Source organism: Pseudomonas sp. GW822-FHT07A10 (assembly GCF_058798795.1).
This window is the reverse complement of the sequence record NZ_JBXAKV010000030.1, coordinates 1-24,687: the sequence shown is the minus strand read 5'-3', so window position 1 is coordinate 24,687 and position 24,687 is coordinate 1. Positions and strand designations below refer to the sequence as shown.

Annotated in this window: 25 protein-coding genes; 16 read left to right on the top strand and 9 right to left on the bottom strand. The window is 58.6% G+C overall.

What is annotated here, in order from left to right:
- Positions 1 to 133: 133 nt before the first annotated feature.
- Positions 134 to 997, bottom strand: a complete 864-nt coding sequence (locus tag AC1RL4_RS29160; RefSeq protein WP_489078924.1) for an AraC family transcriptional regulator — start codon at positions 995 to 997, stop codon at positions 134 to 136.
- Between the two features lie 413 nt (positions 998 to 1,410).
- Between AC1RL4_RS29160 and AC1RL4_RS29155 the strand changes: the two genes are divergently transcribed.
- From AC1RL4_RS29155 to AC1RL4_RS29105, 11 genes are all read left to right on the top strand, one after another.
- Entirely contained in the window at positions 1,411 to 1,608 is a 198-nt protein-coding gene (locus AC1RL4_RS29155) for a Flp family type IVb pilin (protein WP_489078923.1), read from the top strand.
- A 28-nt stretch (positions 1,609 to 1,636) separates the two neighbouring features.
- On the top strand, positions 1,637 to 2,167 hold the full coding sequence (locus tag AC1RL4_RS29150; protein ID WP_489078922.1) for an A24 family peptidase: 531 nt from the start codon (positions 1,637 to 1,639) through the stop codon (positions 2,165 to 2,167).
- A 2-nt stretch (positions 2,168 to 2,169) separates the two neighbouring features.
- A complete protein-coding gene (locus AC1RL4_RS29145) occupies positions 2,170 to 3,498 on the top strand; it encodes a DUF8689 domain-containing protein (RefSeq protein ID WP_489078921.1) in 1,329 nt (442 codons plus the stop codon).
- Between the two features lie 15 nt (positions 3,499 to 3,513).
- On the top strand, positions 3,514 to 4,329 hold the full coding sequence (cpaB, locus tag AC1RL4_RS29140) for a Flp pilus assembly protein CpaB (protein WP_489078920.1): 816 nt from the start codon (positions 3,514 to 3,516) through the stop codon (positions 4,327 to 4,329).
- Between the two features lie 75 nt (positions 4,330 to 4,404).
- On the top strand, positions 4,405 to 5,745 hold the full coding sequence (locus tag AC1RL4_RS29135) for a Tad domain-containing protein (RefSeq protein WP_489078919.1): 1,341 nt from the start codon (positions 4,405 to 4,407) through the stop codon (positions 5,743 to 5,745).
- Between the two features lie 8 nt (positions 5,746 to 5,753).
- A complete protein-coding gene (locus AC1RL4_RS29130; RefSeq protein WP_489078918.1) occupies positions 5,754 to 6,254 on the top strand; it encodes a TadE/TadG family type IV pilus assembly protein in 501 nt (166 codons plus the stop codon).
- Positions 6,254 to 6,748, top strand: coding sequence for a TadE/TadG family type IV pilus assembly protein (locus AC1RL4_RS29125; protein ID WP_489078917.1), 495 nt, complete (start codon positions 6,254 to 6,256; stop codon positions 6,746 to 6,748). Before AC1RL4_RS29130 ends, AC1RL4_RS29125 begins: the two co-directional genes overlap by 1 nt.
- A complete protein-coding gene (locus AC1RL4_RS29120) occupies positions 6,742 to 7,962 on the top strand; it encodes an AAA family ATPase (protein ID WP_489078916.1) in 1,221 nt (406 codons plus the stop codon). Before AC1RL4_RS29125 ends, AC1RL4_RS29120 begins: the two co-directional genes overlap by 7 nt.
- Before the next feature lie 3 nt (positions 7,963 to 7,965).
- On the top strand, positions 7,966 to 9,408 hold the full coding sequence (locus tag AC1RL4_RS29115; RefSeq protein WP_489078915.1) for a TadA family conjugal transfer-associated ATPase: 1,443 nt from the start codon (positions 7,966 to 7,968) through the stop codon (positions 9,406 to 9,408).
- Positions 9,405 to 10,391 carry a type II secretion system F family protein gene (locus AC1RL4_RS29110; protein ID WP_489078914.1) on the top strand — a complete coding sequence of 329 codons (987 nt, stop codon included), beginning with the start codon at positions 9,405 to 9,407 and terminating at the stop codon, positions 10,389 to 10,391. Before AC1RL4_RS29115 ends, AC1RL4_RS29110 begins: the two co-directional genes overlap by 4 nt.
- 29 nt (positions 10,392 to 10,420) lie before the next feature.
- Positions 10,421 to 11,383, top strand: a complete 963-nt coding sequence (locus AC1RL4_RS29105) for a type II secretion system F family protein (RefSeq protein ID WP_489078913.1) — start codon at positions 10,421 to 10,423, stop codon at positions 11,381 to 11,383.
- Positions 11,384 to 11,909: 526 nt separating this feature from the next.
- Here AC1RL4_RS29105 and AC1RL4_RS29100 read toward each other — a convergent pair.
- The 6 genes from AC1RL4_RS29100 to AC1RL4_RS29075 all read right to left on the bottom strand — a co-directional run bounded on the left by AC1RL4_RS29100 (position 11,910) and on the right by AC1RL4_RS29075 (position 16,970).
- On the bottom strand, positions 11,910 to 12,185 hold the full coding sequence (locus AC1RL4_RS29100) for a DUF3613 domain-containing protein (RefSeq protein WP_028938932.1): 276 nt from the start codon (positions 12,183 to 12,185) through the stop codon (positions 11,910 to 11,912).
- A gap of 18 nt (positions 12,186 to 12,203) precedes the next feature.
- Positions 12,204 to 12,917: a tetratricopeptide repeat protein gene (locus AC1RL4_RS29095; protein ID WP_028938933.1), complete on the bottom strand. Its 714-nt coding sequence runs from the start codon at positions 12,915 to 12,917 to the stop codon at positions 12,204 to 12,206.
- 122 nt (positions 12,918 to 13,039) lie between these two features.
- Positions 13,040 to 14,269 carry a type II and III secretion system protein family protein gene (locus AC1RL4_RS29090; RefSeq protein ID WP_028938934.1) on the bottom strand — a complete coding sequence of 410 codons (1,230 nt, stop codon included), beginning with the start codon at positions 14,267 to 14,269 and terminating at the stop codon, positions 13,040 to 13,042.
- A gap of 572 nt (positions 14,270 to 14,841) precedes the next feature.
- Positions 14,842 to 15,480 (bottom strand): LysE family translocator, encoded by a 639-nt coding sequence (locus tag AC1RL4_RS29085; RefSeq protein ID WP_028938935.1) that lies wholly within the window; start codon positions 15,478 to 15,480, stop codon positions 14,842 to 14,844.
- A gap of 1 nt (position 15,481) precedes the next feature.
- On the bottom strand, positions 15,482 to 16,252 hold the full coding sequence (locus AC1RL4_RS29080) for a 2OG-Fe(II) oxygenase (protein WP_019581187.1): 771 nt from the start codon (positions 16,250 to 16,252) through the stop codon (positions 15,482 to 15,484).
- Between the two features lie 91 nt (positions 16,253 to 16,343).
- Positions 16,344 to 16,970, bottom strand: a complete 627-nt coding sequence (locus AC1RL4_RS29075) for an alanyl-tRNA editing protein (protein ID WP_019650412.1) — start codon at positions 16,968 to 16,970, stop codon at positions 16,344 to 16,346.
- Between the two features lie 90 nt (positions 16,971 to 17,060).
- Between AC1RL4_RS29075 and AC1RL4_RS29070 the strand changes: the two genes are divergently transcribed.
- Complete coding sequence (locus AC1RL4_RS29070; RefSeq protein WP_019581185.1) at positions 17,061 to 18,059, top strand: LysR family transcriptional regulator; 999 nt, start codon at positions 17,061 to 17,063, stop codon at positions 18,057 to 18,059.
- Between the two features lie 69 nt (positions 18,060 to 18,128).
- Here AC1RL4_RS29070 and AC1RL4_RS29065 read toward each other — a convergent pair whose 3' ends face one another.
- Together AC1RL4_RS29065 and AC1RL4_RS29060 are read right to left on the bottom strand one after the other, a co-directional pair.
- Positions 18,129 to 18,536 (bottom strand): PA2817 family protein, encoded by a 408-nt coding sequence (locus tag AC1RL4_RS29065; protein ID WP_007938686.1) that lies wholly within the window; start codon positions 18,534 to 18,536, stop codon positions 18,129 to 18,131.
- A 108-nt stretch (positions 18,537 to 18,644) separates the two neighbouring features.
- A complete protein-coding gene (locus AC1RL4_RS29060) occupies positions 18,645 to 21,101 on the bottom strand; it encodes an acyl-CoA dehydrogenase (RefSeq protein WP_489078912.1) in 2,457 nt (818 codons plus the stop codon).
- A 237-nt stretch (positions 21,102 to 21,338) separates the two neighbouring features.
- Between AC1RL4_RS29060 and AC1RL4_RS29055 the strand changes: the two genes are divergently transcribed.
- From AC1RL4_RS29055 to AC1RL4_RS29040, 4 genes are all read left to right on the top strand, one after another.
- Positions 21,339 to 21,998, top strand: coding sequence for a transglutaminase-like domain-containing protein (locus AC1RL4_RS29055; RefSeq protein WP_204124540.1), 660 nt, complete (start codon positions 21,339 to 21,341; stop codon positions 21,996 to 21,998).
- A 43-nt stretch (positions 21,999 to 22,041) separates the two neighbouring features.
- Positions 22,042 to 22,665, top strand: coding sequence for a glutathione S-transferase family protein (locus AC1RL4_RS29050; RefSeq protein WP_349746969.1), 624 nt, complete (start codon positions 22,042 to 22,044; stop codon positions 22,663 to 22,665).
- Positions 22,666 to 22,798: 133 nt separating this feature from the next.
- Complete coding sequence (locus tag AC1RL4_RS29045; RefSeq protein WP_028938938.1) at positions 22,799 to 23,731, top strand: ABC transporter ATP-binding protein; 933 nt, start codon at positions 22,799 to 22,801, stop codon at positions 23,729 to 23,731.
- The gene (locus AC1RL4_RS29040; protein WP_018926238.1) at positions 23,728 to 24,507 is read left to right on the top strand and encodes an ABC transporter permease; all 780 of its coding nucleotides are present in this window, start codon (positions 23,728 to 23,730) and stop codon (positions 24,505 to 24,507) included. The genes AC1RL4_RS29045 and AC1RL4_RS29040 overlap by 4 nt, the downstream gene beginning before the upstream one ends.
- Positions 24,508 to 24,687: the final 180 nt, after the last annotated feature.

The following is a 24,687-nucleotide window of genomic DNA, read 5'->3' as shown; positions in this document are numbered from 1 at the left end:
GGGAATAGCTCAGTTGGTAGAGCACGACCTTGCCAAGGTCGGGGTCGCGAGTTCGAGTCTCGTTTCCCGCTCCAAATTCAAAAAAACGCCGCTCATTGAGCGGCGTTTTTTTTATGCGCGTAAAAAACCTGCCTCAACTTCCCAGGCTCTGCACCAGGCTTTCGAGTGCTTCAATGGTTGTATCTTCCAGTGGCGGTTGCGCTGCTACCGCTCTAAGTTGGCTGGCCAAACGGTATTCGCTGGGCGTGCAGTTGACGAACTGCTTGAAGGCGCGGGCGAAGTAGGAAGGATCCTTGAAGCCGGCCTCATAGCCGATGCTGGTAATCGGCATCTGGCTGTTGTCGAGCAGTTGTTTCGCGAAGCTCATGCGCTTGTCCAGGATGTAATCGGTGAAACCGACGCCATTGGCTTCCTTGAACAGGCGACTGAAGCGGAATGTCGTCATGCCGCAGCGCTTGGCCAAATCCCTCTGATCGATGCTGTCCCGAAAGTGCTGGTCGATGTACAGCATGATATGGCTCAACGCCTGGTGTTTTTGGTGCCCGGAGGTCAGGCGGATGCTGTCCGGCAGAGTGGGCGAGTGGTCGATCAGCAATGTCTTGTCCTGACCGACATTGCGGCGCAATTCGCAGAGCTGCAGCAGTGCCGTCAGGTAGCGCTTCCTCTCGGCGTTGGTGAGCGGGAGCACCATGTACTCCCAGACACTGGAGCGCATGGCCCAGACGGCCAGTTCTTCTGAGTGCTGCACGGTGAACATGGTAATCGGGATGGTAGGAGTGGTGCGTTTGATCTCCAGCAACAACCTCAAGCCGGGGGTGTCGGGACGATCGAAATGGATGCAGATCATGTCTGCCTGTTCCCCGCTGGGCAGCACGGAATTTTTCGCCAGTTTGCAGTCACAAGTGTCCTCGAACTGCGCGATGAGTTCCTTCGTGGAACGATCGTGAGTCAGATCGAACCATAGCAGCGATGGCCTTCTGGTCATGTTGGACGTCATGTCTCTACTCTGCGGTTCTACGGGCCCCTCTTCGCTGAGTAGTATTGCTAACGTGCTATCACTTTGCAGATTAAATCCTGATAAAAAAGTCGATTTTTAGTCCTGCCCGCTCTATGCGTTGCCTGGAAATCAGTCCCAGGCAACTGGCTGTTGGTGTGTCGTCTATGAACCAGGTATCAGCCGCTCGTCGCTTGTAAATCGAAGTCAGTGGTATTCGCGAGCCATTCCTTGTTTGACCCCTCCTGCTACTTCTGCAAAGGCCAATAACCGCTTTTGGAAGCGCCCGCAAAAAAGTCCTAGTGATGTGCAAAATCTTCCTAACGCCCATGCCTTGCCCCTGACTAGTGTTGCATCCAGGCAGTGCAGAACGTACTGCCTTCCGGAAAAAACAACATTCGAGTGAGGTGGGCAAAATGATCATTCAAGCAATCAAGGCTTCGGTACTGAAGTTCGTCAAAGACGAAGATGGCCTGACCATTGTGGAATACGCAGTGGCGGGTGGGTTGATTACGGCAGTTGTTGCCCTCGCTTTCACCAATCTCGGAGCGAACGTGCATACCCGAATCACGGCGCTGTGCAACGCCGTTGGTGGTGGTGGTGCCTGCGCGTAATGACAATTTCCGCTAGGGAGATATGGTGATGTCCATGGAGCAGCTGATAGCTACTGTTTTGCTGATAGGGCTGCTGGGCGTAGCGGTGGTGAGCGATATTCGTCGCCACCGCATTCCCAACCTGCTGATCCTCGTGGGCCTGGCCTTGGGATTAGCCGGCCAGACTTATTCAGGTGGGATAAGCGGATTGGGTGACGGGCTGTTAGGCATCCTGATCTGTTTAGCGCTGTTTCTGCCGATGTATGCCTTTGGGGGCATGGCCGCCGGCGACGTCAAGTTGATGGCCATGGTTGGCAGCTTCTTACCGCTCCATTACGCATTGTGGGCTGCCCTATACAGCCTGGTATTCGGCGGCCTGTGCGGTCTACTTATCGTGCTGGTACACGGTCAGATGTTGCAGACCCTGGGGCGTTATTGGCTGATTCTCAAGGCTCGGGCTTACTTAGCGCCGAGTGCGGACGAGGCGGCCGGAAAGCCCTTTCCTTATGCTGTTGCAATCCTGCTCGGCACTCTGGGCAGCATCTACTGGCAATTCGTTGCCAGTGGGTTGGGAGATTAGTCATGCACGTCATGGTCAATACTGAATCCTTTCCCAATGAACGGGAAGCGGTGCAACGACTGGCTCCTCAGCCGTGCACAATCCGTGAAACCGGTCTGACCGACAGTTTTCTCGGCGAGTTGGTATGTAAGCATTTATATGACGCCGGCGTGCTCGACATGCCGCGGCTGGTGGAACGCCTGGCGCTGACCGGCGCCGTACTTGAAGAAGTCCTGGCGTTCCTGCGCAAGGATGGCCGTATCGAAGTGCTGGGCCAGATGGGCCAGACGGCTGGGCAGATGCTGCGTTATAGCCTGACTGAACGCGGTCGCAGTGCCGCCCGCGATGCCCTGTCACGCAGCGGCTATATTGGTGCGGCCCCTTTCCCGGTGAGTACCTACCGTTCCCTGATTAAAATCCAGACCATTCACCATGGTCGCATCAGCTCGAGCGATATGCACAAGGCCCTTACCGGTGTAGTACTCACGGAGGGGATGCTCGATCAACTGGGTGTGGCCCTGAACTCCGGGCGCGCGATCATGATTTACGGTCCCGCGGGTACCGGCAAGACCTATGTCAGCAGTCGGCTGATTCGTCTGTTCGCCGAGGCCATCTGGGTGCCGCATGCCATCGTGATCAACGAGTCGGTGATCGAGATTTATGACCCGCAGGTGCATCAGCGCCTGGATGACAACAGTCAACAGAACAATCTGATGCTCAACGAAGGAATCGATCGTCGACTGTTGTGCTGCAAACGCCCGATCGTCATTACGGGCGGTGAGTTGAGCATGGAACAGCTGGACGTTCGCTATGACCCCTTCACCCGTCAGTACCAGGCCGCCTTGCAGCTCAAGGCCAGTAATGGCCTGTTCATCATCGATGACATGGGGCGCCAGCGCATGGCGCCCGCCGAGCTGTTGAATCGCTGGATTGTCCCGATGGAAGAGAAACGCGACTTTCTCAACCTGGGTGGCGGTCGGCACTGCGAGCTGCCGTTCGATCTGATTCTGGTGTTCTCCACTAACCTCAATCCCCTGGAACTGGCCGACGAGGCCTTCCTGCGCCGGATTGGCTACAAGCTGCAATTCGGTTACCTGAAGCCTGAGGAGTACGAAAAGATCTGGCGTCAGGAAAGCGAGCGCCTGGGCATTCCTTACGACCCGCTGTTGGTGCGTTATGTATTGCAAAGGCTGTATGCAAGTGAAGGCATGCCCCTGGTGCCTTGCCATCCCCGCGATCTCCTGAACATGGCCCTCGATCGTCAGCGTTATATGGGCGGTTCCGGGAACCTGTCGCCGCAGGAGCTGGAATGGGCCTGGCACAACTATTTTGTCCAGCTCGACTTTTCTTGATACGGAGATACTGACATGAGCTCTCGTACTCTTCCCCTGATAGGTGTTTCCCTGGTCATGGGCCTTGGTGCTGCATGGATGGCCGACTCCTGGCTGAGCGCACGGCTCAATGCCACCCCGGATGACCACCTTCGAAGCGTGGTGGTTGCCACGGTAGAAATTCCCTTCGGGCAGATGGTCGAGGCCCAACAGGTCACCACCGTGCGCATGCCCATGGACACGATACCGGACGATGCGCTCGATTCCAGCGACAAGGCCGTGGGCAAGATCGCAACGTTTGACATCTTGCGTGGCGACGTCATGCGCGGTGCACGTCTGAGCGAGCACTTGGGCGGCAGTACCCTGGCCTCTCTGATTGCCACAGACAAACGTGCCATATCGGTACGGGTGGACGATGTGGTCGGTGTGGGCGGCTTCCTCCTGCCAGGTAACCGGGTCGATGTACTGGCGACCAAAACCACGAATGCTGGCAGTAACAGCGCTGTGTCCAGGACCATCCTCGAGAACTTGCGGGTGTTAGCGGTGGACCAGACGGCGGGTACCGACAAGACCCAACCGGTGGTGGTGCGCGCAGTGACGCTGGAGATGACGACCGCAGAGGCTGAAACCCTGGTCACGGCGCAAACGGAAGGGAAACTGCAACTGGCGCTGCGCAATCCGCTGAACTCCGAGAAAAAAATCGCGACCGCCGCACCTGCCGCGCCTGTTGTGCCGGCCCCCATGGTGGTGGCCGCCGCCCCGGTGCAAAAACGCGTGGTGCAACGTGGCGACGGTGGCGGAGCTCTCACCATCATCCGCGGGATCCAGACCAGTGTAGTGAAAGTTCGTTGACAGGGCGGTAGGGGTGCCTGGGCACCAAGGTATTGGCGGAGCCGATCCGGATCAGTATCGGCAAACGAGGGCTTGATGATGAATCTTCGTATTCAGCGGCCGTTCACTGCGACGCCAAGGCGCCAGGAAGGATCGGTGAGCGTATTGATGGTAATCGCGTTGGCGGCCATGGCGATAATGGCGGCGTTGGCGCTGGATGGCGGACACATGTTGCTGAACAAGACGCGCCTGCAGAATGCGGTGGACGCCGCCGCCCTGAGTGGCGCCAAAACCTTGAGTCAGGTGGAAGGTAGTACCAATATGGCCAGCACGACGCGCACTGCCGCGCTCAATACGCTGGCGCGAAATGCCAACGCCACGGGTAACAACGAGTTGGCCACGGCTGTCGCCGGCAACCCAGGCGCATTCGCGGTGGTGGAACTGTCCAGCAGCGTCTATGGCCCGTTCTCCTTTCCCGGGCCGGCGGATGCCAAATATGTTCGGGTGTCGGTACCGAGCTATAACCTGGCGGGTTTTTTCTGGAACTTCGCCCAGTCATTCGGCGCCTTGGGAAACAAAGCGGTGGCGGCGATCGCCACTGCTGGACCCAGTCCTACCAGTCCCTGTGATCTCGCCCCTTTGATGGTCTGTGGTGACCCGACTAAATACGATCCGGACGCCGGCATGTTCTGGGGCTTCCAGTTTGGTGATTTGCAGGTGTTGAAGACAGCTGCCGGCAATTCGTCGCCCATTGGTCCAGGCAACTTTCAATTGCTCGATTTTGGTTCAGGCGGTAGTACAGTCAGGCAGGACCTAGCCGGAGGCGGATCGGTTTGCCGCAATGTCGGGCAAAATGTCCAGACCTCCCCTGGCAACATGGTCGGCCCTACCTCTCAAGGGTTGAATACGCGATTCGGCATCTACAACGGCCCGCTCCGCGCCTCGGACTATCCACCGGACCTGGTGACCACGTCCAGTAACCCCGCGATCACTTACGACGACTCAGTTACCCCACCACAAGTGACGTACCAAGGGCAGACTGTCACATCGAGCGGCGGCAATCTCACCGCGGGCGGCAACGCGATATTTGACTACAACGACTGGCGTGCGAGTGTTGCCGCCTGTGTGGCAGGGGGCAGTGGCTGTGAGAGCAATGGGGTGTTCGAGCGCCGGATGATGAAAATCGTGGTGGGCGACTGCTCCGGGAAACTGAGCGGTTCCACCTCGATCCCCGTCCTGGGTTTTGGCTGCTATTTTGTGGTGCAGCCAATGAGTAGCGGCGGCACTGAGGCGCAGATCTTCGGCCAGTTCGTGAAAGAGTGTGAAGGCGACAATGTGCCCAGCCCCTCGCCGTCCAACGACTCCGGCCCGCAGATCATTCAGCTTTACAAAACCTATATCGGCAGCGGCACTGGCACTCCGAGCACTGACTCGTAGGAGGCGTCATGGGACTTCACGCGTTTAAACATCCGCAGCGTCAGCAAGGCCTGGCCATGGTGGAATTCACTCTCGTCCTGCCGTTGTTGCTCCTGCTGTTGCTGAGCTTTGGCGAGTTCGGCCGCATGCTCTATCAGTACAACGTCCTGCTACAGGCCAGCCGTGATGCCGGTCGTTACGTCGCCGGCCAGGCATGGAACTCGACACTCGGCGCTGCCATTGTTCCGAGCGGCAGCACGCTGGAGACCCAGACGAAAAACGTGGCGGTCTATGGCGTGCCTGCAAATACCGGGACCGCGGTGGTGTCAGGGTTGACGACCGGCATGGTGACAGTCTCCACGCTGGGCGCCGATCCCGCCCACCCCGACCATGTGCAGGTCACCATCACCTACAACTTCTGCCCGGTGATTGGCAGTGGCAATTGTGCCGGCTCGATTCCGGGCTTTTTTGGTAACCCGATTGCGCTGAGCATTCCGCTGGTCGCCACCACTGTCATGAGGGCTCTGTGATGAATCGCAAACGCATGCGCGGCACCTATATCGTGGAGTTCGCCGTCATTGGCATGCTGGTATTCACGCTGCTGTTCGCCGTGTTGGAAATGGGTCGGTTGTACTTCACGGTCAATGCGCTGGATGAAGCCGCACGCCGTGGTGCGCGCCTGGCGGCGGTGTGCAATATCAGCGATCCGGTGGTGTTGCAGCGGGCAATCTTCAACGCGGCGGGTGACACCGGTACGAGCCAGTTGATCACGAGTCTGGCTACCAGCAACCTGGTACTGACCTATCTGGATGTTAACGGTGCAGTGGTGGCCAATCCCGGCGACCTGGTCAGCGCCACTGGTTTTCGTGCCATCCGCTATGTCCAGTTGAGTCTGCAAGGCTTCGTTTTCAATCTGTTTATTCCCGGGTTCGGCGTGCCCATTACCTTGCCTGCATTCAAGGCAACTTTGCCACGCGAAAGCCTCGGGCGTCATTCCGATTCCGGGGAGATCACACCATGCTGAATACCAAGGACACTCCGCTCTCCACCTCGACCGGCAAGACCGGGCTCCGGTTGCTGATCAGCAGCCGTGATGCCACCTCGTTGCGCGATCTGCAGAGCGTCTGCCAGCGCATGCCTTGCCTGGAGGTGAGCACTCGCCTGGTGAGCAATGGGCATGTTGACCCACTCTACGGCTTGGACCGGATGCCTGATCTGTTGCTGCTGCGCGTCAGCCATCTATGGCGCGAGGAACTGGCGGCGTTGTTACAGCGTCCGGCCCATGAGCGTCCACCGATGTTGGTGTGCGGTCTGCTGAGCGAACAGGAAGGCATGCGCCTGGCTATGCAGGCCGGCGCCCGTGACGTGCTACCGGAGCCTATCGCCGAGACAGAATTGGTTGCCGCCTTGAATCGCCTGGTCATGGAGGTTCGCACCGGCAGCGGGGCAGAAGGGAAATTGATCGCGGTGATGAGCGCCAAGGGTGGTTCCGGCGGAACCTTGCTGGCCTGCAATCTAGCTCAACAGCTCAGCGTCAAGGGCGGCAGCACCCTGCTGCTGGACATGGACCTGCAATTCGGCAGCGTGACGCATTACCTGGACGTGGCGCAGACGCACAGCCATCTCGAGGTGTTGCATCAGATTGACGGCATGGACAGCGTTGCGTTACGCGGTTTCTGCAGTCACTTCAGCCCGACCTTGCATGTGCTGGGTGGCCGGGCCGGTGAGCTGTGCCTGCCGCAGGATGCCCAACCCGAGCAACTTGACACCCTGTTGCAGCTGGCCCGCGCCAGTTATGACTGGGTGGTGATCGACCTGCCGCGGCAAATCGACCACCTCACCGGCTCCGTGTTGGAACAGGTGGATCGGGTGTACGTGGTGGTGCAGCAGAGCGTCAGTCATCTGCGCGATGCCAGCTCCCTGGTGCGGATTCTTCGCGACGATCTGGGCGTGCGCGGGGATCAATTGCAGATAGTGGTCAACCGCTTTGACAAGGCAGCAGCGATCAGTCTCAAAGATATCGGCGAAGCGCTGCGCTGCACGAATCTGTCGAAATTACCCAACGACTTCAACCTGGTCAGCCAGAGTCAGAACACTGGCGTGCCGTTGGGGCTGCATGCGCCGAGGGCCGCGATTACTAGCGCCCTGCGCGACATGACCGAGGACCTGGTCGGTCAACAGGTGGCCGGAAACAAAGGCTTACTCAAACGCGCCTTCAACCGTTTTTTCGGGGGATGACCCATGATCAGCGACTTTCGTAACCGCTTGCGCAAACAGTCCGGTAAAACCGCTGCATCGTCAGCGGCTCAGTTGGGCGACGACCAGCTGGATCCGGCAGAGGAATTAATGGCGTGGGAGCGTGCAACACCGGACGTTCTTTACGAAACCAGAAGCCAGGTCACCCCGGTGGAAGCCGAGTGGCGGGAAAAAATCTACCAGCAGTTGCTCAAAGTCATGGACCTGTCCTTGCTGGACGCCCTTGAACAGGCTGAGGCCGCGCGGCAGATTCGCGATATTTGCCAGCGCCTGTTCGATGAGCATTCGGCGCCGGTGAGTTCCGCCAGCCGCCAGTTGATCATCAAGCAGATCACTGACGAGGTGCTTGGCTTGGGCCCCCTGGAACCGTTGCTGGCCGATCACAGCGTCTCCGATATTCTGGTCAACGGCCATGCCTCGGTCTATGTCGAGCGCTTCGGCAAACTGCAACGGACTGATGTGCGCTTTCGCGATGATCAGCATTTGCTGAACATCATCGACCGCATTGTGTCCAGTCTGGGTCGACGTATCGACGAGTCTTCGCCATTGGTGGACGCCCGGCTCAAGGACGGTTCGCGGGTCAACGCGATTATCCCGCCATTGGCCATCGACGGCCCGAGCATGTCGATTCGCCGCTTTGCCGTGGACCTGCTCAATACCGACAGCCTGATCCAGGTGGGGACCTTGACCCCGGCTATTGCGCTGCTGCTCAAGGCGATTGTCCGCGGGCGTTTGAACGTGCTGATTTCTGGCGGTACCGGCAGCGGCAAGACCACCATGCTCAATGTGCTGTCCAGTTTCATTCCGCAGAACGAGCGGATTGTCACCATCGAAGACTCGGCCGAACTGCAACTGCAGCAGCCCCACGTGGTGCGTCTGGAAACCCGGCCTTCGAATATCGAGGGGCGTGGCGAGGTCAGCCAGCGGGAGTTGGTGCGCAACAGTTTGCGGATGCGCCCGGACCGCATTGTCATCGGCGAAGTGCGCGGCGCCGAGGCGCTGGACATGCTGACGGCGATGAACACCGGCCACGACGGTTCATTGACCACCATCCACGCCAACACCGCGCGCGATGCGTTGGGGCGAATCGAGAACATGGTATCGATGACCGGGGCGACCTTCCCGATCAAGGCCATGCGACAGCAGATCGCGTCGGCCATCGATGTGGTGATCCAGCTGGAGCGTCAGGAGGACGGCAAGCGGCGACTGGTCAGCGTGCAAGAGATCAACGGCATGGAGGGCGAGATCATCACCATGACCGAAATTTTCTCCTTTGCGCGTCAAGGAATGGGCGAAAACGGCGAGGTGCTCGGCGACTATCGCCCAAGCGGCATGATCCCGGCCTTCCGCGATGTGCTGGCCAAGCGCGGCATCGAGTTGCCGCTGACGATGTTCAGGCCTGAATGGATGGAGGCACGGCAGTCATGAACCATATCCCTGGTGAATTCATTCTGATCTTTCTCGGCATGGTGTTTATCGCCGTGTTCCTGCTGTCCCAGGGCGTGGTGGTGCCGGTGTTCGGCGAGGCCGGCAAGATGCGCAAGCGCATCCGCGGCCGCTTGCACGTACTGGAGAAAGCCAACAATCTGCCCAACATGCAGACCGTGTTGCGACAGAAATACCTGACGCGCTTGTCGCCACTGGAGGCCAGGCTTGAGCAGCTGCCTTTTATGGAGACATTGACGCAAATGATTGAGCAGTCCGGGCACGAATACCGGGCCTACCGGGTATTACTGCTTGGGTTGGTACTGGGGGGCTGGGCGGGTATTTTGATCTGGATGGTCTCGTCAGTCTGGTGGATGGTGTTGTTGGCGAGCCTCGGGGCGTTCTGGTTACCCCTGTTGAAAATCTCTCGTGACCGCGGCAAACGTTTCGCTGCGTTTGAGGAGGGCCTGCCGGATGCGCTGGATGCCATATGCCGAGCCCTGCGTGCGGGGCACCCGTTCAACGAGACCCTGCGCCTGGTCGCCGAGGAGCACAAGGGGCCGGTTGCTCATGAGTTCGGCTTGACTTTCGCTGATATCAACTATGGCAATGATGTACGCCGAGCCATGCTCGGCCTACTGGAGCGTATGCCCAGCATGACGGTGATGATGCTGGTAACCTCGATCCTTATCCATCGCGAGACCGGCGGCAATCTGACCGAAGTACTGGAGCGTCTGAGCCGGTTGATCCGTGGGCGCTTCCGCTTTCAGCGCAAGATCAGAACCCTGTCGGCGGAAGGGCGCATATCGGCCTGGATACTGGTGGCCATTCCCTTTGTGCTGGCGATCGCGATCCTGGTTACAAGTCCCAGCTACATGCCTGTTCTGATCAATGATCCTCTAGGCCACAAGCTTATCATTGGGGCTTTCTGCGCCATGTTGATCGGAATTTTCTGGATACGCAAAGTCATCCGGATTCAGGTTTAAGCGGTATTCGCTACCGGGAGGTACAGGTCATGGACTTTTTACTCGGGTTGTTCAGTCGGGTCACTGGGAACGAGGAGATGGGGCGGCTGTTGTTCCTTGGCGCAATCGGTCTCAGTACGGTGCTTGCGGTCCTTGCGATAATCTTGCTTATGCTGGGACTTCAGGACCCGGTGCAGCGCCGTCTGGCGCTGATCAAGCGTGGTCATTTAGGCAACACGACCGGCCAGGACGCTCCAGGTAACCTTCAACTATTGCTGGAGCGGGTCGGCCAGCGCTTTGCCTCGGCCGAATCGGCTCAGGCGTCCGTCACCCAGACCCTGTTGATGCACGCGGGGTACCGATCCTCTTCGGCGGTGCAGATGTACTGGGCGGTGCGCTTGCTGTTACCCCTGGTGTTGGTCGGTATTGCGTTGCTGCTGTTGCCGATGATTCCCAAGGTTTCGCTGAGCATGGGGCTGCTGTTGGTGGTCATGGTGGCTGGTGTCGGATGGCTGGTGCCAGCGCTATATGTCAGCAAGCGCAAGCAAATACTACAAGGTCGGCTGCGTGCCGCGTTTCCGGACGCACTGGATCTGATGGTGGTGTGCGTGGAGTCGGGCCTGGCCCTGCCCACGACCATTGAACGGGTGGCTGAAGAGATGTCAGTCAGTCAGGTTGAGCTTGCTGAAGAGCTGGCTCTGGTCAATGCGCAAATCCGTGCGGGCATTCCCAGTACCGAGGCGCTGAAACAGCTGGCTGTGCGCACCGGCCTGGAAGACGTACAAGGATTGGTCAGCCTGTTGGCGCAGAGTATTCGCTTTGGTACCAGCGTGGCCGATACCCTGCGCATCTATGCCGATGAATTCCGTGACCGGCGTATGCAAGCCGCCGAAGAGATGGGCGCGAAAGTAGGTACCAAACTGATATTTCCGCTGATTTTCTGCCTGTGGCCGAGCTTCTTCTTGGTCGCGATCGGCCCTGCGCTGATCGGGGTATTGAGAGCATTCGGGTGAGGTAAACGGGGGCGGAGGCTGTCGAGCACGATGGCCTTGCCACCCGAGTCTGATCTGCACTTTCCTCTCATAGATCTGCACATATCCTGGAGCGAGGCTTGCCCGCGAAGAGGCCGTCATATCCGCCATCTATGGTGGCAGACAGATCGCTTTCGCGGGCAAGCCTCGCTCCTACAGGTAATGCTGTTCACTTAAGCAATTTCAGCCGCGACGCATTCTTTGTAGCAGCTGCCGAAGGCTGCGTTCGACTGCGCAGCAGTCGTCAAACCGGTGATTGCGGTGTGTCAGGCAGACCGCGTCAGCCGGACTCACGACTGCTACGCAGCCGAACGCAGCCTCGCAGGCTCGACAGCTGCTACGGATCGCATTACTGCTTAAGTGAACAGCATTGCGGTTCCTACAGGGGGATTCGGTCAGAACTGAAAAATGAGTAGATGCCAATACTTTCCTGCAGACGTAATTAAGCCTGGCTTTTTAGCCAGGCTACTCTGGACTATGCCAGAGGTTGAGCATCCATTGACGTGCCTCAGTTGTTACTGCCGGTGGTCATTTTCCCCGCCGCATCCTGTTCAAAGAATTCCGGAATCGGGTGGGTGAAACTGTTCAGCCAGCGCTGGAAGGACAGGTCACGCTCAGTGACCGATGCAGTTTGCCGAAAAGGGGAGGCAACCACACCACGGATCTGTAGCTGCATCCACTGTTCGGTGCCTTTTTGCGGCGCCGAGGAGGGACCCGGCTCAATAGCCCAGGCACTGGTGGACAGGCAAGCCATGCACACAATCAACAGCCTTTTGGTATTCATCTCGACTCCTCGTACGTTCTACTTGATCGCAGCACTGGGTGAAGCATCGGCTACCTCAGCCTTACGATTCCCCTCGGAAGCCACCGCTTTTTTAGCAGAGGCCTTGAGTTTTTCCGCGCGGTTTTGCGCCTCTGCGACTTGCTGGGGGCTCAAGCTGGCGCGGTTCGCGAGTTCGGCAGCCGCCTTCCAGTTGTCCTGATAAATCAGCAGCGTCACCATGTTGAGTGCCGCCAGAGAATCCGCCTGCTTGAGCTCCATGGCCGTCATGAACTCGAAGCGTGCTTCAGGGATCCGTCGCTGATTGAGGTAGACGACCCCCAGGTCATTGCGCATCTTGTCGTCGGTGGGGGACATCTTCACCGCTCGCTCAAGGTGAGTGGCAGCGGTGGCGTTATCATTTTTAGCCGCGGCCAACTGGCCCAGGCCATGTTCCCCTTCAGGGGCCAGACAGGTGCCGAGCAAGCTTTGATACAACGGCTCCGCATCTTTACGCCCCATCAAGCGCAGCACCCGAGCCTTTCGCAGGCGAACCTGGACCAGGTCATCGGGCAAACCTTCAAGATTCGCCAGGCTGGCATACAAACGGCCCTCATTGACCATGTTGTCAGCCAGATTCAGGGCCAGCTCTTGCTCCGAACTGGGTTTGGCACAGACAGCCGGTCGCGAAGACAGGCCATTGGTGGCACAACCTGCGAGCATCAATGTCGCCGTTATTGCAATGACTGCTTTCATCGAGTGTCCTCTGGCTACAACACGTTGAACGCCTGGCCAATGGCAATACAGCTGGCCCACCAAGCGCTCAAGATCACCGTTAAGAGTGAGGGCGAAAGCCCGGTTCAGCGTCTGGCTCCGGTTCATTGTGAGAGCCCGCTCTTACTGTCGAAATCACCATTTTCGAGGAAGAACATGCGGTAGAAGTTCGGGTCGTAATTGCGCAGCTGCTCGCCAGGCAATGACGGCAGTTGTGCATTGGCCGCCAGGGGCTGGACCAGATGCGGGGTGACGATCATCAGCAGTTCGCGCTCTTCACGGTTGATGGTGTTGTCGCGGAAGAACGCGCCCAGAATCGGGATATCGCCCAGCCCCGGGAATTTGTTCACCTGGGAATTGTTGCGGGTACTGATCAGGCCGCTGATGACGAAGCTTTCGCCGTCGGCCAGGGAGATGCTGGTGTCGGTACGGCGTATGGTCAGCGCCGGAACTATCGTGCCGGCGATGCTTACGGCGTTGGTGAAGTCCAGTTCACTGACTTCCGGCGCCACTTTAAGGGCAATACGGTTTTTCTCGATGATGGTTGGCGTCAGGGTCAGGCGGATACCGAACTCCTTGTACTCGATGGAGATGTTATCGCTGCCCGAACTGGGCACCGGAATCGGTACTTCACCGCCGGCCAGGAAGCTCGCACTCTGCCCGCTGAGCGCCACCAGGCTTGGTCGCGCCAGGGTATAGGCGAAACCGCTGCCTTCCAGCGCGTTGATCGCCACCAGGGTATTGCCGGTCGCAAAAGAGAGGTTGAAATTATCGTTGTTCACCGGCAATGACGGCGTAACGATGCCGCCGATGGTAGGCAAGGTTCTCGGCGAGCCGAACAGGAAGTTGCCACGGGTGCCGAAAATAGACGCTGAGGCTTCCTTGAGTTTGGTCCGGCTGACTTCAACGAAGCGAATATCGGTTTGCACCTGGCTTGGCAGCATCGGGTCTTCAGTAGGTCCGGTCGACACGCTGGTCAGCGCCGCGGTGGCCCGGCCCTTGACGAACACCATGCTTTGGCGTGGTGTTTTCGAACAGGAGGTCCAGACCATCAGGCTGGTGGCTCCCGGTGTCAGACCGGTGAGTATGAAGGCGCTGGGATTGTTGCCGCTGGGTTGCACATCGGCAATTTTCGGGTCACCCACGGCCAATTGCGTCACCGGAACCGGTGTGTGCAGTTCACTCTGAAGCCCCTGACCGACCTCGAACGTTGTCGGCATACTGTCCATCTGCGAACAATTGGCCGCCGCGGCCTGAGCCGCGTCCACGCTGAGGCCCATCCAGAACAGGCCATGGATAATTCGCTTGAAAGCGGGCACGGTACGATAGCTCATTAAGTGCATCCTCGCTGAATAGGCCATCTACAAGGCAAACCAAGTTGCCTCGGATCACTACAGGGGGCCTGAGTCGACCCTCAACCTCGCCAGAGCACTCACCACTAATGACCAATGCCCCCGGCAATATTCCTTGGTGCTACACGCAAGCAGGTGCAATACGCTGATCCGAATGAACAGCGAGCGACCTTCTAAAACGGCTTTTAGTGATCCAGATACCTGGGCTGCCGACCCGAGCGGCAGGCTCAGGCTCGACAACCATCGCGGTTATAGGCGGCACTTCCCGCCAACCTGACTCCCCTAAAAAGCAACCGGCAATCACAGCTCTGCGCCGGTAAACGCCTGTCAGGATCATAGTGAGGTAACTCCTTTTGCCAATTCGCTATCTGATCTCTGAACCTAACGTCAAAATTCAAACCGTTATGACTTCTTCTTGTTTGAAGGTAGTTCAAACAAAGCAAAGCGCCACGATTTAAAACAAAACTTTCAGGGCAGAGTGTGGAGATAGCCATGTTGCTGGCGTTGGAGCGGCAAAAAAATGCGGTTCGGCGAGGCAACTAAGGCGGCAGGGCTTACATGGACAGAATCAGGCGTCCGGCGAACAGAATAAGGATCACCCCCATGGTTCGTTCGAACCAGTGCCCCATACGCATGAACAGCAGTCGCACCCGGGCGCTGGAAAAGAACAGGGCCACGATCACGAACCACAGGGCGTTCACGAAACACATCCACAACCCGTACAGCGCCTGAATCTGCAGTGGTGTCGTGGCACTGATGAGGGTGGTGAAGATCGCCAGAAAGAACAGCGTAGCCTTGGGGTTGGTGGCGTTGGTCAGAAACCCCGTGCTGAAGGCCTTGAACAGGGTCTGCTGCTCAGTTGACGCTGCTGCGCCGTTGTCGCCTTCAATCGCCACTTTGGGTTTGCTGCGCAACAGGCTCACACCGAGGTACAAAATGTAGGCCCCCCCGATCACCTTGGCCACCGTCAATAGCCAAGGCGTGGTGTGCATCAATGCGCCGACGCCGAGCAAGGTGTACAGCACATGCACGGAAATGCCCGCGCCGATGCCCAGCGCCGTGCAGATGCCCACTAAACGCCCGAAGCGCACGCTTTGGCGGATGGTTACGGCGAAGTCCGGGCCGGGTGCGACCACGGCCAGAAAGTGGATGGTTGCCAGCGCCAAAAACTCGCCCAGGTAATTCGAAAACATCTCAACTCCAGAAAGTCAGGGGGGAAGCATTGCCGCGGTAGCCGACAAAGAAAGAAAGGCTCAATCGCGGATCGTCCACACCTGGTGTCACCGAGTGCATGCGGCGTGAATTGAACATGATGAAATCACCGGGCTCAGGGCGAATCTCCAGGGTCGGAGGGCCGAGCAAGGCCGGATCGATGCCGTAACTGTCGCCACGCATCTCGTCGAACTGGTCCGGGGAAATGTCGTGGTCCCACATCTGCAAGGCGCCGCCCTCGGTCGGCATGTTCAGGTAAACATTGCAGGCGAACTGCGCTTCCAGGCTTCTGGCCTGGAAACTGTCCGGGGCGTCCTTGGCGAAAATGTCGTGATGGGCGAGGAAGCACACGCCGGGTTTGACCACGCGCGATAGCCCCACATACATCTTGCGGCCATAGAGATTTTCCAGATGCGCCCCCGCCGGCCAGGACTCATCGAGCATGCAGCGCAGGGTGTCGACAGGCGAGGAGTAGGGCGCACAACGGCTGCGCAACTCGGCGATGTTGCTGGTGGCGCGCTCGAAATAGTCTTCGATCAGCAGTGGCTGGTTTTCCGCTTCGTAAAACGCCATGCCGATGCGACCGATGCTCGGTGCGTTGATGTAGCCTTCAAAGCCGGGGGCGAGGATCTTGTCGCCGATCTGGATCGCCAGTGGCCGAGGCAACAAGCCTCTGACGCGGATGGCGAGGACTTCTTCGTTGGCCAGTTTTTGTATGCACGTCTCATCGAGACGCTCGACGTCAAGCATCATGTCTTAGGTCCATCTATCAGATAGTCAACAGAGCCCGTGAACACAGGCCCCCCGGCGTCAGGCGATGACGAGGTCGACATCGCCCAAAGGCTCAATCCACGTGGTAGTGGACTGACAACGTTCCCTTTTTCTGCGAAAGGGAAGCGATTGTGACCATGCCTAAATCCTTCAGGCTGCGTACATGGGTGCCGCCGCAGCCGTAGGCGGGCAGCTCACCGAAACCGATTTCACGGGCGCCTTCGCGCAACGACGTCAAGCGCGGCAGATCATGGGCGATCCATTGCTTGATGCCGTGCTGAATCGTCTGGGCATCAACCTCCTGCGCGCCATCGCCCGGTTTGAATTGCACACGTCCTTCATCCGGCCAGTGATGAGCCTTGATCGGCATCCAGCCCATGGCCTGGACGAAGTGACCAATCAGATGCCCCGCCGAATGCATGCGCGTATTGAACTGGCGGCGTTGCTCGTCGACCCGAATCTGGATCATGCCGAGTTTTACCGGGTGGTCGACGAAATGGATGATCCGCTCCGTTTCCTGCACCACGCGCAGCACCTGGCTTTCGCCGATCCAGCCGGTATCACAGGGTTGCCCGCCGCCCTGGGGGTGAAACAGAGTGGCGCGCAGCACCACGGCGAACTCGTTCTCATAGGGCGTGCAATCCAGGACTTCCACATTGGCCCTGAGGTCATCACTATGGAAAAAGAGGCGAAGCGTCATATTCCATGCCCTTATTAAAGTTTCTATTTTTATTATATGAACCGTGGAATTGCGTGATAATCCGTTCAACCATCAAAGGACTGTTGCGCTGTGAGCATAAATCTTCCCCTGCCGCTGCTCGGTGAAATGGCGATTTTCGTCAAGGTTGTCGAAACCGGCAGTTTCTCCGAAGCGGCGCGTCAGTTGGGGGCTTCACCCTCGGCGGTGAGTCGCAGCATTTCGCGGCTGGAGAAGGCGCTTGCCACGCGTTTGTTGCAACGAACCACGCGCAAGCTACGCCTGAGCGACGGAGGCGAAGAGGTGTTCAAGCGCTGCCAGGAGATGGTCAGCGCGGCGAAGTCGGTGATGGAAATCAGCGGTCAGTTCACTCAGGAAGCGGAAGGGCTGGTGCGCGTCAGCGTGCCCAAGGCCGTCGGGCGATTTGTGATTCATCCGCATATGCCGGAGTTTCTGCGGCGTTATCCCAAAGTGGATGTGGAGTTGTTGCTCGAGGACCGCCAAGTGGATTTGATCGATGACAACGTCGACCTGGCCATCCGTATTACCGATCGGCCCCCTGCGGGGCTGGTGGGGCGGCAATTGCTGACCATCGACCATTTGCTCTGCGCCACGCCGCAGTACCTGGCCGAGCACGGCACACCGACTCATCCCCACGACTTGCTCAATCACAGCTGCATCTATCTGGGCGAAACCCCGAGCGATGCGCGCTGGAAGTTCAAGAAAGGCAGTAAAGCCGTGACCGTCGGTGTGCGCGGACGTTACGCCGCCAATCACACGGGCGTGCGATTGGGCGCGGTATTGCAACACATCGGGATCGGTAGCCTGCCGTACTTCACCGCCCGTTATGCGCTGGAACAGGGGCTGATTGTGCAGGTATTGCCGGACTGGACCTTTCTGGCGTCCTACCACGGAGGCGCCTGGCTGCTGCATTCGCCCACCCGCTATCTGCCGCCCAAGTTACGGGTATTCATCGACTATCTGGTGGAATGCCTGGAGAAAGAGCCGACCTTGAGCAAGCCAGGCAAGCCAAGTGCGTTGGGCAAGGGCGCGGCAGCGTATGAGTTGCCGGAGAGTGATGGGTTGTTTTGATCTTTACCCGGCCAACAAAAAAGGCCCGCATGATTAACCATGCGGGCCTTTTGCGTTACTGATTGGAGATCAGTGCTTGCTGTCCTGATTCGACATCGCCAGCAGCTGTTTTTCCTGATTCCAGTCGAACGGTTCATCGTTCTGTTCGGCTTCGAAGCGACGTTCTTCCAGCGCCTGGTACAGGTCGATTTCATCATCGGGCATGTAATGCAGGCAGTCACCGGCGAAGTACCACAGCAGATCGCGCGGCACCAGGTGGGCGATTTGCGGGTAGCGGGTGATGATCTGGCACAGGATGTCCTGGCCCAGGTATTGGCTTTCGATCGGGTCGACCGGCAGCAACGCACGCAGTTCGTCGAAGCGCTCCAGGAACAAGGCATGGCTTTCTTCGGGAACCTGTTCGGCCTCACCTACGGCGACCAGGATACTGCGCAGGTGGTCGAGCAAGACGAGATGATCGGCAACGACATTGGACACGAGATAAGTCCTCAAGAGCAAAACGGGCGCAGGAGTATAAAGCTCCCGCGCCCTTTTTTCACAGGGTAAAGCGCCCCATGATGGTAAGGCGACACACGGTCCTCTGGATCAGCGGACCTTGCCCTTGCCCAGCACCAGCACCTGTTTGTCGAAATCATCGACGTCGATCACCTTGCGCCGCGCCACCTCCACTTCACGCAAGGTCTCGGCCTCAACCGGTTGCAAGACGCCAGCCTCCAGTGCGGCATCGATGACCGACTCCCCGACAGTGGGTTTGACCTGGCGACTTCTCAGCGCCGTGTTGAGTTTTTTCTGTAGCGGTTTGGCGGCGTTCAGCAAGTCGCAGGCGTGCTGCAGGGCGCCGACCGGATCCTCTATCGATTGCGGGCGATAGCAGCCCGCCAATAACTCCTCAAGGGTCGGATCGCCCTTGGCGCGGCCGAGGACTGCGGCGACTTTGGCCGCCAGCCTGTCCGACGGGCCTTTGTGCCGGCGACCGAACGGGAACACCATCACTCGCAGCAGGCAGCCGAGTACCTTGTTCGGGAAATTGGTCAGCAGTTCGTCCAGCGCACGTTCGGACTGGCCGAGGCTCTCTTCCATGGCCCAGGCGAACAGCGGGTGCATATGCTCCGGCGAATCGAGATCGTGATAACGCTTGAGCGCCGCGGAGGCCAGATACAGGTAGCTGAGCACATCGCCCAGACGTGCGGACAAGCGTTCGCGGCGTTTCAGATCGCCGCCCAGCAGCATCATGCACTGGTCTGCAAGCATGGCAAAAGCCGCGGCCTGACGGTTGAGGGCGCGCACGTAGCGTTGGCTGAGCTTGTCCCCAGGCATGTGTTCGAAATGCCCGAAGCCAAGGTTCAGCACCAGGGTGCTGGCGGCGTTGCTCACGGCAAAACCAATGTGATTGAGCAGCAGGGCGTCGAATTCGATCAACGCCTGTTGTTTGTCTTCGCGGTGGACAAGGGCCATTTCCTTGAGCACGTACGGATGGCAGCGAATAGCGCCCTGGCCGAAGATCATCAGGTTGCGTGTCAGGATGTTCGCACCTTCGACCGTGACGGAAATGGGCGCACCTTGCCAGCTACGCGCGAGATAGTTGTTCGGGCCCATGATGATGGCCTTGCCGCCGTGAACATCCATGGCGTGACTGATGCACTCGCGACCGCGTTCGGAGAGGTGGTATTTGATGATGGCGGAGGGCACCGACGGCTTTTCGCCGAGGTCGACGGCATTGGCGGTGAGCATCCGCGCGCTGTCCATCAGCCAGGTACTGCCGCCGATCCGCGCCAGTGCTTCCTGAATCCCTTCGAAGGCTGACAGCGGTGCGTTGAATTGCTCGCGAACCTGCGCATATTGGCCTGTCACCAGGCTGCTGAACTTGCCCGCGGCGGTACCGATGGCAGGCAGCGAAATGGAACGCCCGACCGACAGGCAGTTCATCAGCATCATCCAGCCTTCGCCGAGCATTTCCTGACCGCCGATGATGAACTCCAGCGGTATGAACACATCCTTGCCGGCGTTCGGGCCGTTCATGAAGGCGGCGCCCAGCGGCAAGTGACGGCGGCCGATGTCTACACCGGGAGTCTGGGTTGGAATCAATGCGAGACTGATCCCCAGGTCGACTTTGTCGCCCAATAGATGATCCGGGTCATAGGCCTTGAAGGCCAGGCCGATCAAGGTCGCCACCGGACCGAGGGTGATGTAGCGTTTTTCCCAGTTCAGGCGCAGGCCGAGGGTTTCCTGGCCTTCCCATTCACCTTTGCAGATCACTCCGGTGTCGGTCATGCCCCCGACGTTGGAACCGGCCATCGGGCCTGTCAGGGCAAAGCAGGGGATATCGTCGCCGCGGGCCAGCCGTGGCAGGTAATGATTGCGTTGTTCGTCGGTGCCGTAATGCAGCAGCAGTTCCGCCGGGCCGAGGGAGTTGGGCACCATGACGGTGGAAGCGAGGTCGCCGCTGCGGGTTCCCAGTTTCATCGCGATCTGGGAGTGGGCATACGCCGAGAAGCCTTTGCCGCCGTACTCCTTGGGAATGATCAGGGCAAAAAAGCCATGCTGCTTGATGTGATCCCAAGCCTTGGGTGGCAGGTCCATCAACTGGCTGATCTGCCAATCGCTGACCATCGCGCAGAGTTCTTCGGTCGGGCCATCGATAAACGCCTGTTCCTCTTCGCTCAGTTGCGCTTTTGGATAGGCCAGCAGCTTGTTCCAGTCCGGACGACCGCTGAACAGCTCGCCATCCCACCAGACCGTGCCGGCTTCAATGGCTTCACGCTCGGTTTGCGACATGGGCGGCAGGTTTTTTTGAAACCAGTTGAATATGGGCGCCGTGAACAGTTTTCGGCGCAGGTCCGGCAGCAACAGGGGGGCGGCCACGGCCGCGAGTAACACCCAGAAAATCAGCAGCAGCCAGACGGGGGCATGGCTCGCATGTCTGAAGATGCCCATCGCCAGCAGATAGACAGCGATGATGCCCAAAGCGGGCAGAGGTGCGGTGCGGCGATGTGCCAGCCAGGCAATCCCGACCACCAGAACCAGTATCCACAACAGCAGCATAATTAATTCTCCTGAAGCCAGGGGCAAAACCACTCTCAGAGCTTAGACGGCATCCATAAAAGTGGGTGGTCGGAGCGATCGGGTTGAGCTTGTAGGACGAAACGGCCGGACTTCGTCAGTTATTTCGATGGAGGGCTCGTCAACAGGGCGGGCAAGCGCTGATATTTGGCCGAAACGTCGTTATCTCTGTGCTGAAGGTGTCGCTAGACTCGTGGCTTCCCCCAGGAGATTGCTCCCATGCACGCGTATCTGAGCCCCGGCCGCTTCATCGACAGTGACCATCCCTCGGTGGTGGAGTTCGCCGAAAAACATCGTGGCGCCGGGCGCGATCCGTTGGAGCAGGCGATCAATCTCTATTACGCCGTGCGCGAGGCCGTGCGCTACAACCCCTACACTTTCAGCCGTGATCCGCAGACCTTGCGCGGCAGCTATGCGCTGGCAGCCGGGGAGAGTTATTGCGTGCCCAAAGCCACGCTGCTGGCAGGTTGCGCTCGGCATTGCGGGATCCCGGCGCGTATCGGTCTGGCGGATGTGCGCAATCACCTGTCGACGCCGCGCCTGCTCGAACTGCTCAAGAGTGATGTGTTCGCCATGCACGGCTACACCGAGCTTTATTTGAACGAGCGTTGGGTTAAAGCCACGCCGGCTTTCAATCAACAACTGTGCGAATTGTTCAATGTCGCGCCGCTGGAATTCGACGGGATCAATGACAGCGTGTTCCATCCCTTCAACCGTGACGGCGAGCAGCTGATGGAGTACCTGGTCGATCACGGCCAGTTCACCGATGTGCCTGAAGCGTTTTTTTTCGAGCACCTGGAAAAGTGCTATCCGCATCTGTTCGGTGAGCAAGTGCCGGTGCTGCTGGGTGATATGCAGAGCGATTTGAGTCGCGTCTGATCCGGCGTATGCTGCCTGCGCATTCATTCAACAAGGAGCGGTCATGCTGAAGATCTGGGGTCGGAAAAATTCGTCGAATGTCAGAAAACCATTGTGGGCCGCCGAAGAGCTGGGCCTGGCCTATGAAGCCATCGATGCCGGCGGTGCCTTTGGCGTGGTCGATACGCCTGAGTACCGGGCGATGAATCCCAACGGTCGCGTGCCGGTGATCGAAGACGACGGCTTCGTGCTGTGGGAATCCAACACCATCGTGCGTTACCTGATGGCCCGCCATGCCAGCGGCACGGCGTGGTATCCGACGGACCTGCAGGCCCGTGCCTCGGCGGAAAAGTGGATGGACTGGACCACCTCAAGTTTTGCTGCGCCGTTTCGCACGGTGTTCTGGGGCGTGTTGCGCACCCCGCAAGAGCAGCAGGACTGGCCGGCCATCAAGGCGGCGATCAAGGAATGCGACGATCTGCTGTCGATGGCCGATCAAGCGCTGGCGGTCAAACCATACCTGTCGGGCGATGAGATCGGCATGGGCGACATTTCCTTGGGCAGCTTCATTTATGCCTGGTTCGAGATGCCGATCGAGCGCGCGCCGCAGCCTCATCTCGAAGCCTGGTACGCGCGGTTGAAACAGCGTCCGGCGTATCGCAAAGCCGTCATGACCGCGTTGACTTAATACTCACTATCGACACGCTTAACTGTACTTGTGTGACGGCGACAAGCACCATTGCGCTCATGCGCCGCGGTTGCATTGATCGCCGCCCGCCCTTATTTATTCCTTTCTTCCCTTCTTGGTGCGTAAATCCGATATGAGTTCCGCTCTGTCCATCCGGCAGCTAACCAAAACCTACGGCAACGGTTTCCAGGCCTTGAGTGGTATCGATCTGGACGTCGCCGAAGGTGACTTTTTCGCCTTGCTCGGCCCGAACGGCGCCGGCAAATCCACAACCATCGGCATTCTCTCGACCCTGGTGAACAAGACCAGCGGCACGGTGAATGTGTTCGGTCACGACCTGGACAAGGAACCAGCGGCGCTCAAGCGCTGCATTGGTGTGGTGCCCCAGGAGTTCAACTTCAACCAGTTCGAAAAGACCTTCGACATCGTCGTGACCCAGGCTGGTTACTACGGCATCCCGCCGAAAATCGCGAAGGAACGCGCCGAGCAGTACCTGACCCAACTGGGTTTGTGGGACAAGCGTGATGTGCCGTCGCGCTCCCTGTCGGGTGGCATGAAGCGCCGACTGATGATCGCTCGGGCGCTGGTTCACGAGCCACGCCTGTTGATCCTCGACGAACCGACGGCGGGGGTGGACATCGAATTGCGTCGCTCGATGTGGACCTTCCTCACCGAACTGAACAAGAAAGGCATCACCATCATCCTCACCACCCACTACTTGGAAGAGGCTGAGCAGTTGTGCCGCAACATCGGCATCATCGACCACGGCACCATTGTCGAGAACACCAGCATGAAGCAGTTGCTCAGCCAACTGCATGTCGAGACGTTCCTGCTGGACTTGAAGAACACGTTGCAAGTGGCGCCGCAGTTGCTCGGTTACCCGGCCAAACTGATCGACAGTCATACCCTGGAAGTCCAGGTCGACAAGGCCATGGGCATTACCGCGCTGTTTACCCAGTTGGCGCAGCAGAACATCGAAGTGTTGAGCCTGCGTAACAAAACCAATCGCCTCGAGGAGTTGTTCGTGTCCCTGGTGGAGAAAAATCTGTCGAAGGTGGCGGTATGAGTTCTGAGCTGCAACCCAACCTCGTTGCCCTCAATACCATCGTTTACCGTGAGGTCAAGCGCTTCACCCGGATCTGGCCGCAGACCTTGCTGCCGCCAGCCATCACCATGGTTCTGTACTTTGTGATCTTCGGCAATCTGATCGGTCGGCAGATCGGCGGCATGGGTGGCTTCACCTACATGGAGTACATCGTGCCGGGGCTGATCATGATGTCGGTGATCACCAACTCCTATGGCAACGTGGTGTCGAGTTTCTTTGGCAGCAAGTTCCAGCGCTCCATCGAAGAACTGATGGTGTCGCCGGTGTCGCCCCATACGATTCTGATCGGCTACACCCTGGGCGGCGTGTTGCGCGGGTTGATGGTCGGGCTCATCGTGACGCTGCTGTCGCTGTTCTTCACCACGCTACAGGTGCATCACCTGGGCGTGACCGTCCTGGTGGTGCTGCTGACGGCGACGATCTTCTCGTTGCTGGGTTTCATCAACGCGGTATTTGCGCGCAATTTCGATGACATCTCGATCATCCCGACCTTCGTGCTGACACCGCTGACGTACCTGGGCGGGGTGTTCTACTCGATCAGCTTGTTGCCACCGTTCTGGCAGACCGTTTCGCTGGCCAACCCGGTGCTGCACATGGTCAACGCCTTCCGTTACGGCATCCTCGGCGTGTCGGACATCAAGATCAGCGTGGCGATTGCTTTCATGCTGGTAGCGACTGTTGTGCTGTACATCGGTTGTGCGCGGCTGCTGGTGAGTGGGCGCGGGATGCGTACCTGATCGAGCCCCTTCGCGGGCAACATGTTTTTTGATGGTGTACATATCCGTTTCTTTGGTAACGGCGGCTGGCGGTTTCGCTCTTACAGCGAGTCACTTTGAAAAACCCAAAGTAACCAAAGGCTCTTGCCCCTTTCGTTCGGCCCTTCGCCTAGGCTCAGGGTGCCCTCGCTCCGGTCCTGC

Excerpts from the sequence above, each read along its gene's own strand:
- AC1RL4_RS29160 (WP_489078924.1), bottom strand. The coding sequence starts at position 997 with ATGACGTCCAACATGACCAGAAGGCCATCGCTGCTATGGTTCGATCTG.
- AC1RL4_RS29155 (WP_489078923.1), top strand. The coding sequence starts at position 1,411 with ATGATCATTCAAGCAATCAAGGCTTCGGTACTGAAGTTCGTCAAAGAC.
- AC1RL4_RS29150 (WP_489078922.1), top strand. The coding sequence starts at position 1,637 with ATGTCCATGGAGCAGCTGATAGCTACTGTTTTGCTGATAGGGCTGCTG.
- AC1RL4_RS29145 (WP_489078921.1), top strand. The coding sequence starts at position 2,170 with ATGCACGTCATGGTCAATACTGAATCCTTTCCCAATGAACGGGAAGCG.
- cpaB (WP_489078920.1), top strand. The coding sequence starts at position 3,514 with ATGAGCTCTCGTACTCTTCCCCTGATAGGTGTTTCCCTGGTCATGGGC.
- AC1RL4_RS29135 (WP_489078919.1), top strand. The coding sequence starts at position 4,405 with ATGATGAATCTTCGTATTCAGCGGCCGTTCACTGCGACGCCAAGGCGC.
- AC1RL4_RS29130 (WP_489078918.1), top strand. The coding sequence starts at position 5,754 with ATGGGACTTCACGCGTTTAAACATCCGCAGCGTCAGCAAGGCCTGGCC.
- AC1RL4_RS29125 (WP_489078917.1), top strand. The coding sequence starts at position 6,254 with ATGAATCGCAAACGCATGCGCGGCACCTATATCGTGGAGTTCGCCGTC.
- AC1RL4_RS29120 (WP_489078916.1), top strand. The coding sequence starts at position 6,742 with ATGCTGAATACCAAGGACACTCCGCTCTCCACCTCGACCGGCAAGACC.
- AC1RL4_RS29115 (WP_489078915.1), top strand. The coding sequence starts at position 7,966 with ATGATCAGCGACTTTCGTAACCGCTTGCGCAAACAGTCCGGTAAAACC.
- AC1RL4_RS29110 (WP_489078914.1), top strand. The coding sequence starts at position 9,405 with ATGAACCATATCCCTGGTGAATTCATTCTGATCTTTCTCGGCATGGTG.
- AC1RL4_RS29105 (WP_489078913.1), top strand. The coding sequence starts at position 10,421 with ATGGACTTTTTACTCGGGTTGTTCAGTCGGGTCACTGGGAACGAGGAG.
- AC1RL4_RS29100 (WP_028938932.1), bottom strand. The coding sequence starts at position 12,185 with ATGAATACCAAAAGGCTGTTGATTGTGTGCATGGCTTGCCTGTCCACC.
- AC1RL4_RS29095 (WP_028938933.1), bottom strand. The coding sequence starts at position 12,917 with ATGAAAGCAGTCATTGCAATAACGGCGACATTGATGCTCGCAGGTTGT.
- AC1RL4_RS29090 (WP_028938934.1), bottom strand. The coding sequence starts at position 14,269 with ATGAGCTATCGTACCGTGCCCGCTTTCAAGCGAATTATCCATGGCCTG.
- AC1RL4_RS29085 (WP_028938935.1), bottom strand. The coding sequence starts at position 15,480 with ATGTTTTCGAATTACCTGGGCGAGTTTTTGGCGCTGGCAACCATCCAC.
- AC1RL4_RS29080 (WP_019581187.1), bottom strand. The coding sequence starts at position 16,252 with ATGATGCTTGACGTCGAGCGTCTCGATGAGACGTGCATACAAAAACTG.
- AC1RL4_RS29075 (WP_019650412.1), bottom strand. The coding sequence starts at position 16,970 with ATGACGCTTCGCCTCTTTTTCCATAGTGATGACCTCAGGGCCAATGTG.
- AC1RL4_RS29060 (WP_489078912.1), bottom strand. The coding sequence starts at position 21,101 with ATGCTGCTGTTGTGGATACTGGTTCTGGTGGTCGGGATTGCCTGGCTG.
- AC1RL4_RS29055 (WP_204124540.1), top strand. The coding sequence starts at position 21,339 with ATGCACGCGTATCTGAGCCCCGGCCGCTTCATCGACAGTGACCATCCC.
- AC1RL4_RS29050 (WP_349746969.1), top strand. The coding sequence starts at position 22,042 with ATGCTGAAGATCTGGGGTCGGAAAAATTCGTCGAATGTCAGAAAACCA.
- AC1RL4_RS29045 (WP_028938938.1), top strand. The coding sequence starts at position 22,799 with ATGAGTTCCGCTCTGTCCATCCGGCAGCTAACCAAAACCTACGGCAAC.
- AC1RL4_RS29040 (WP_018926238.1), top strand. The coding sequence starts at position 23,728 with ATGAGTTCTGAGCTGCAACCCAACCTCGTTGCCCTCAATACCATCGTT.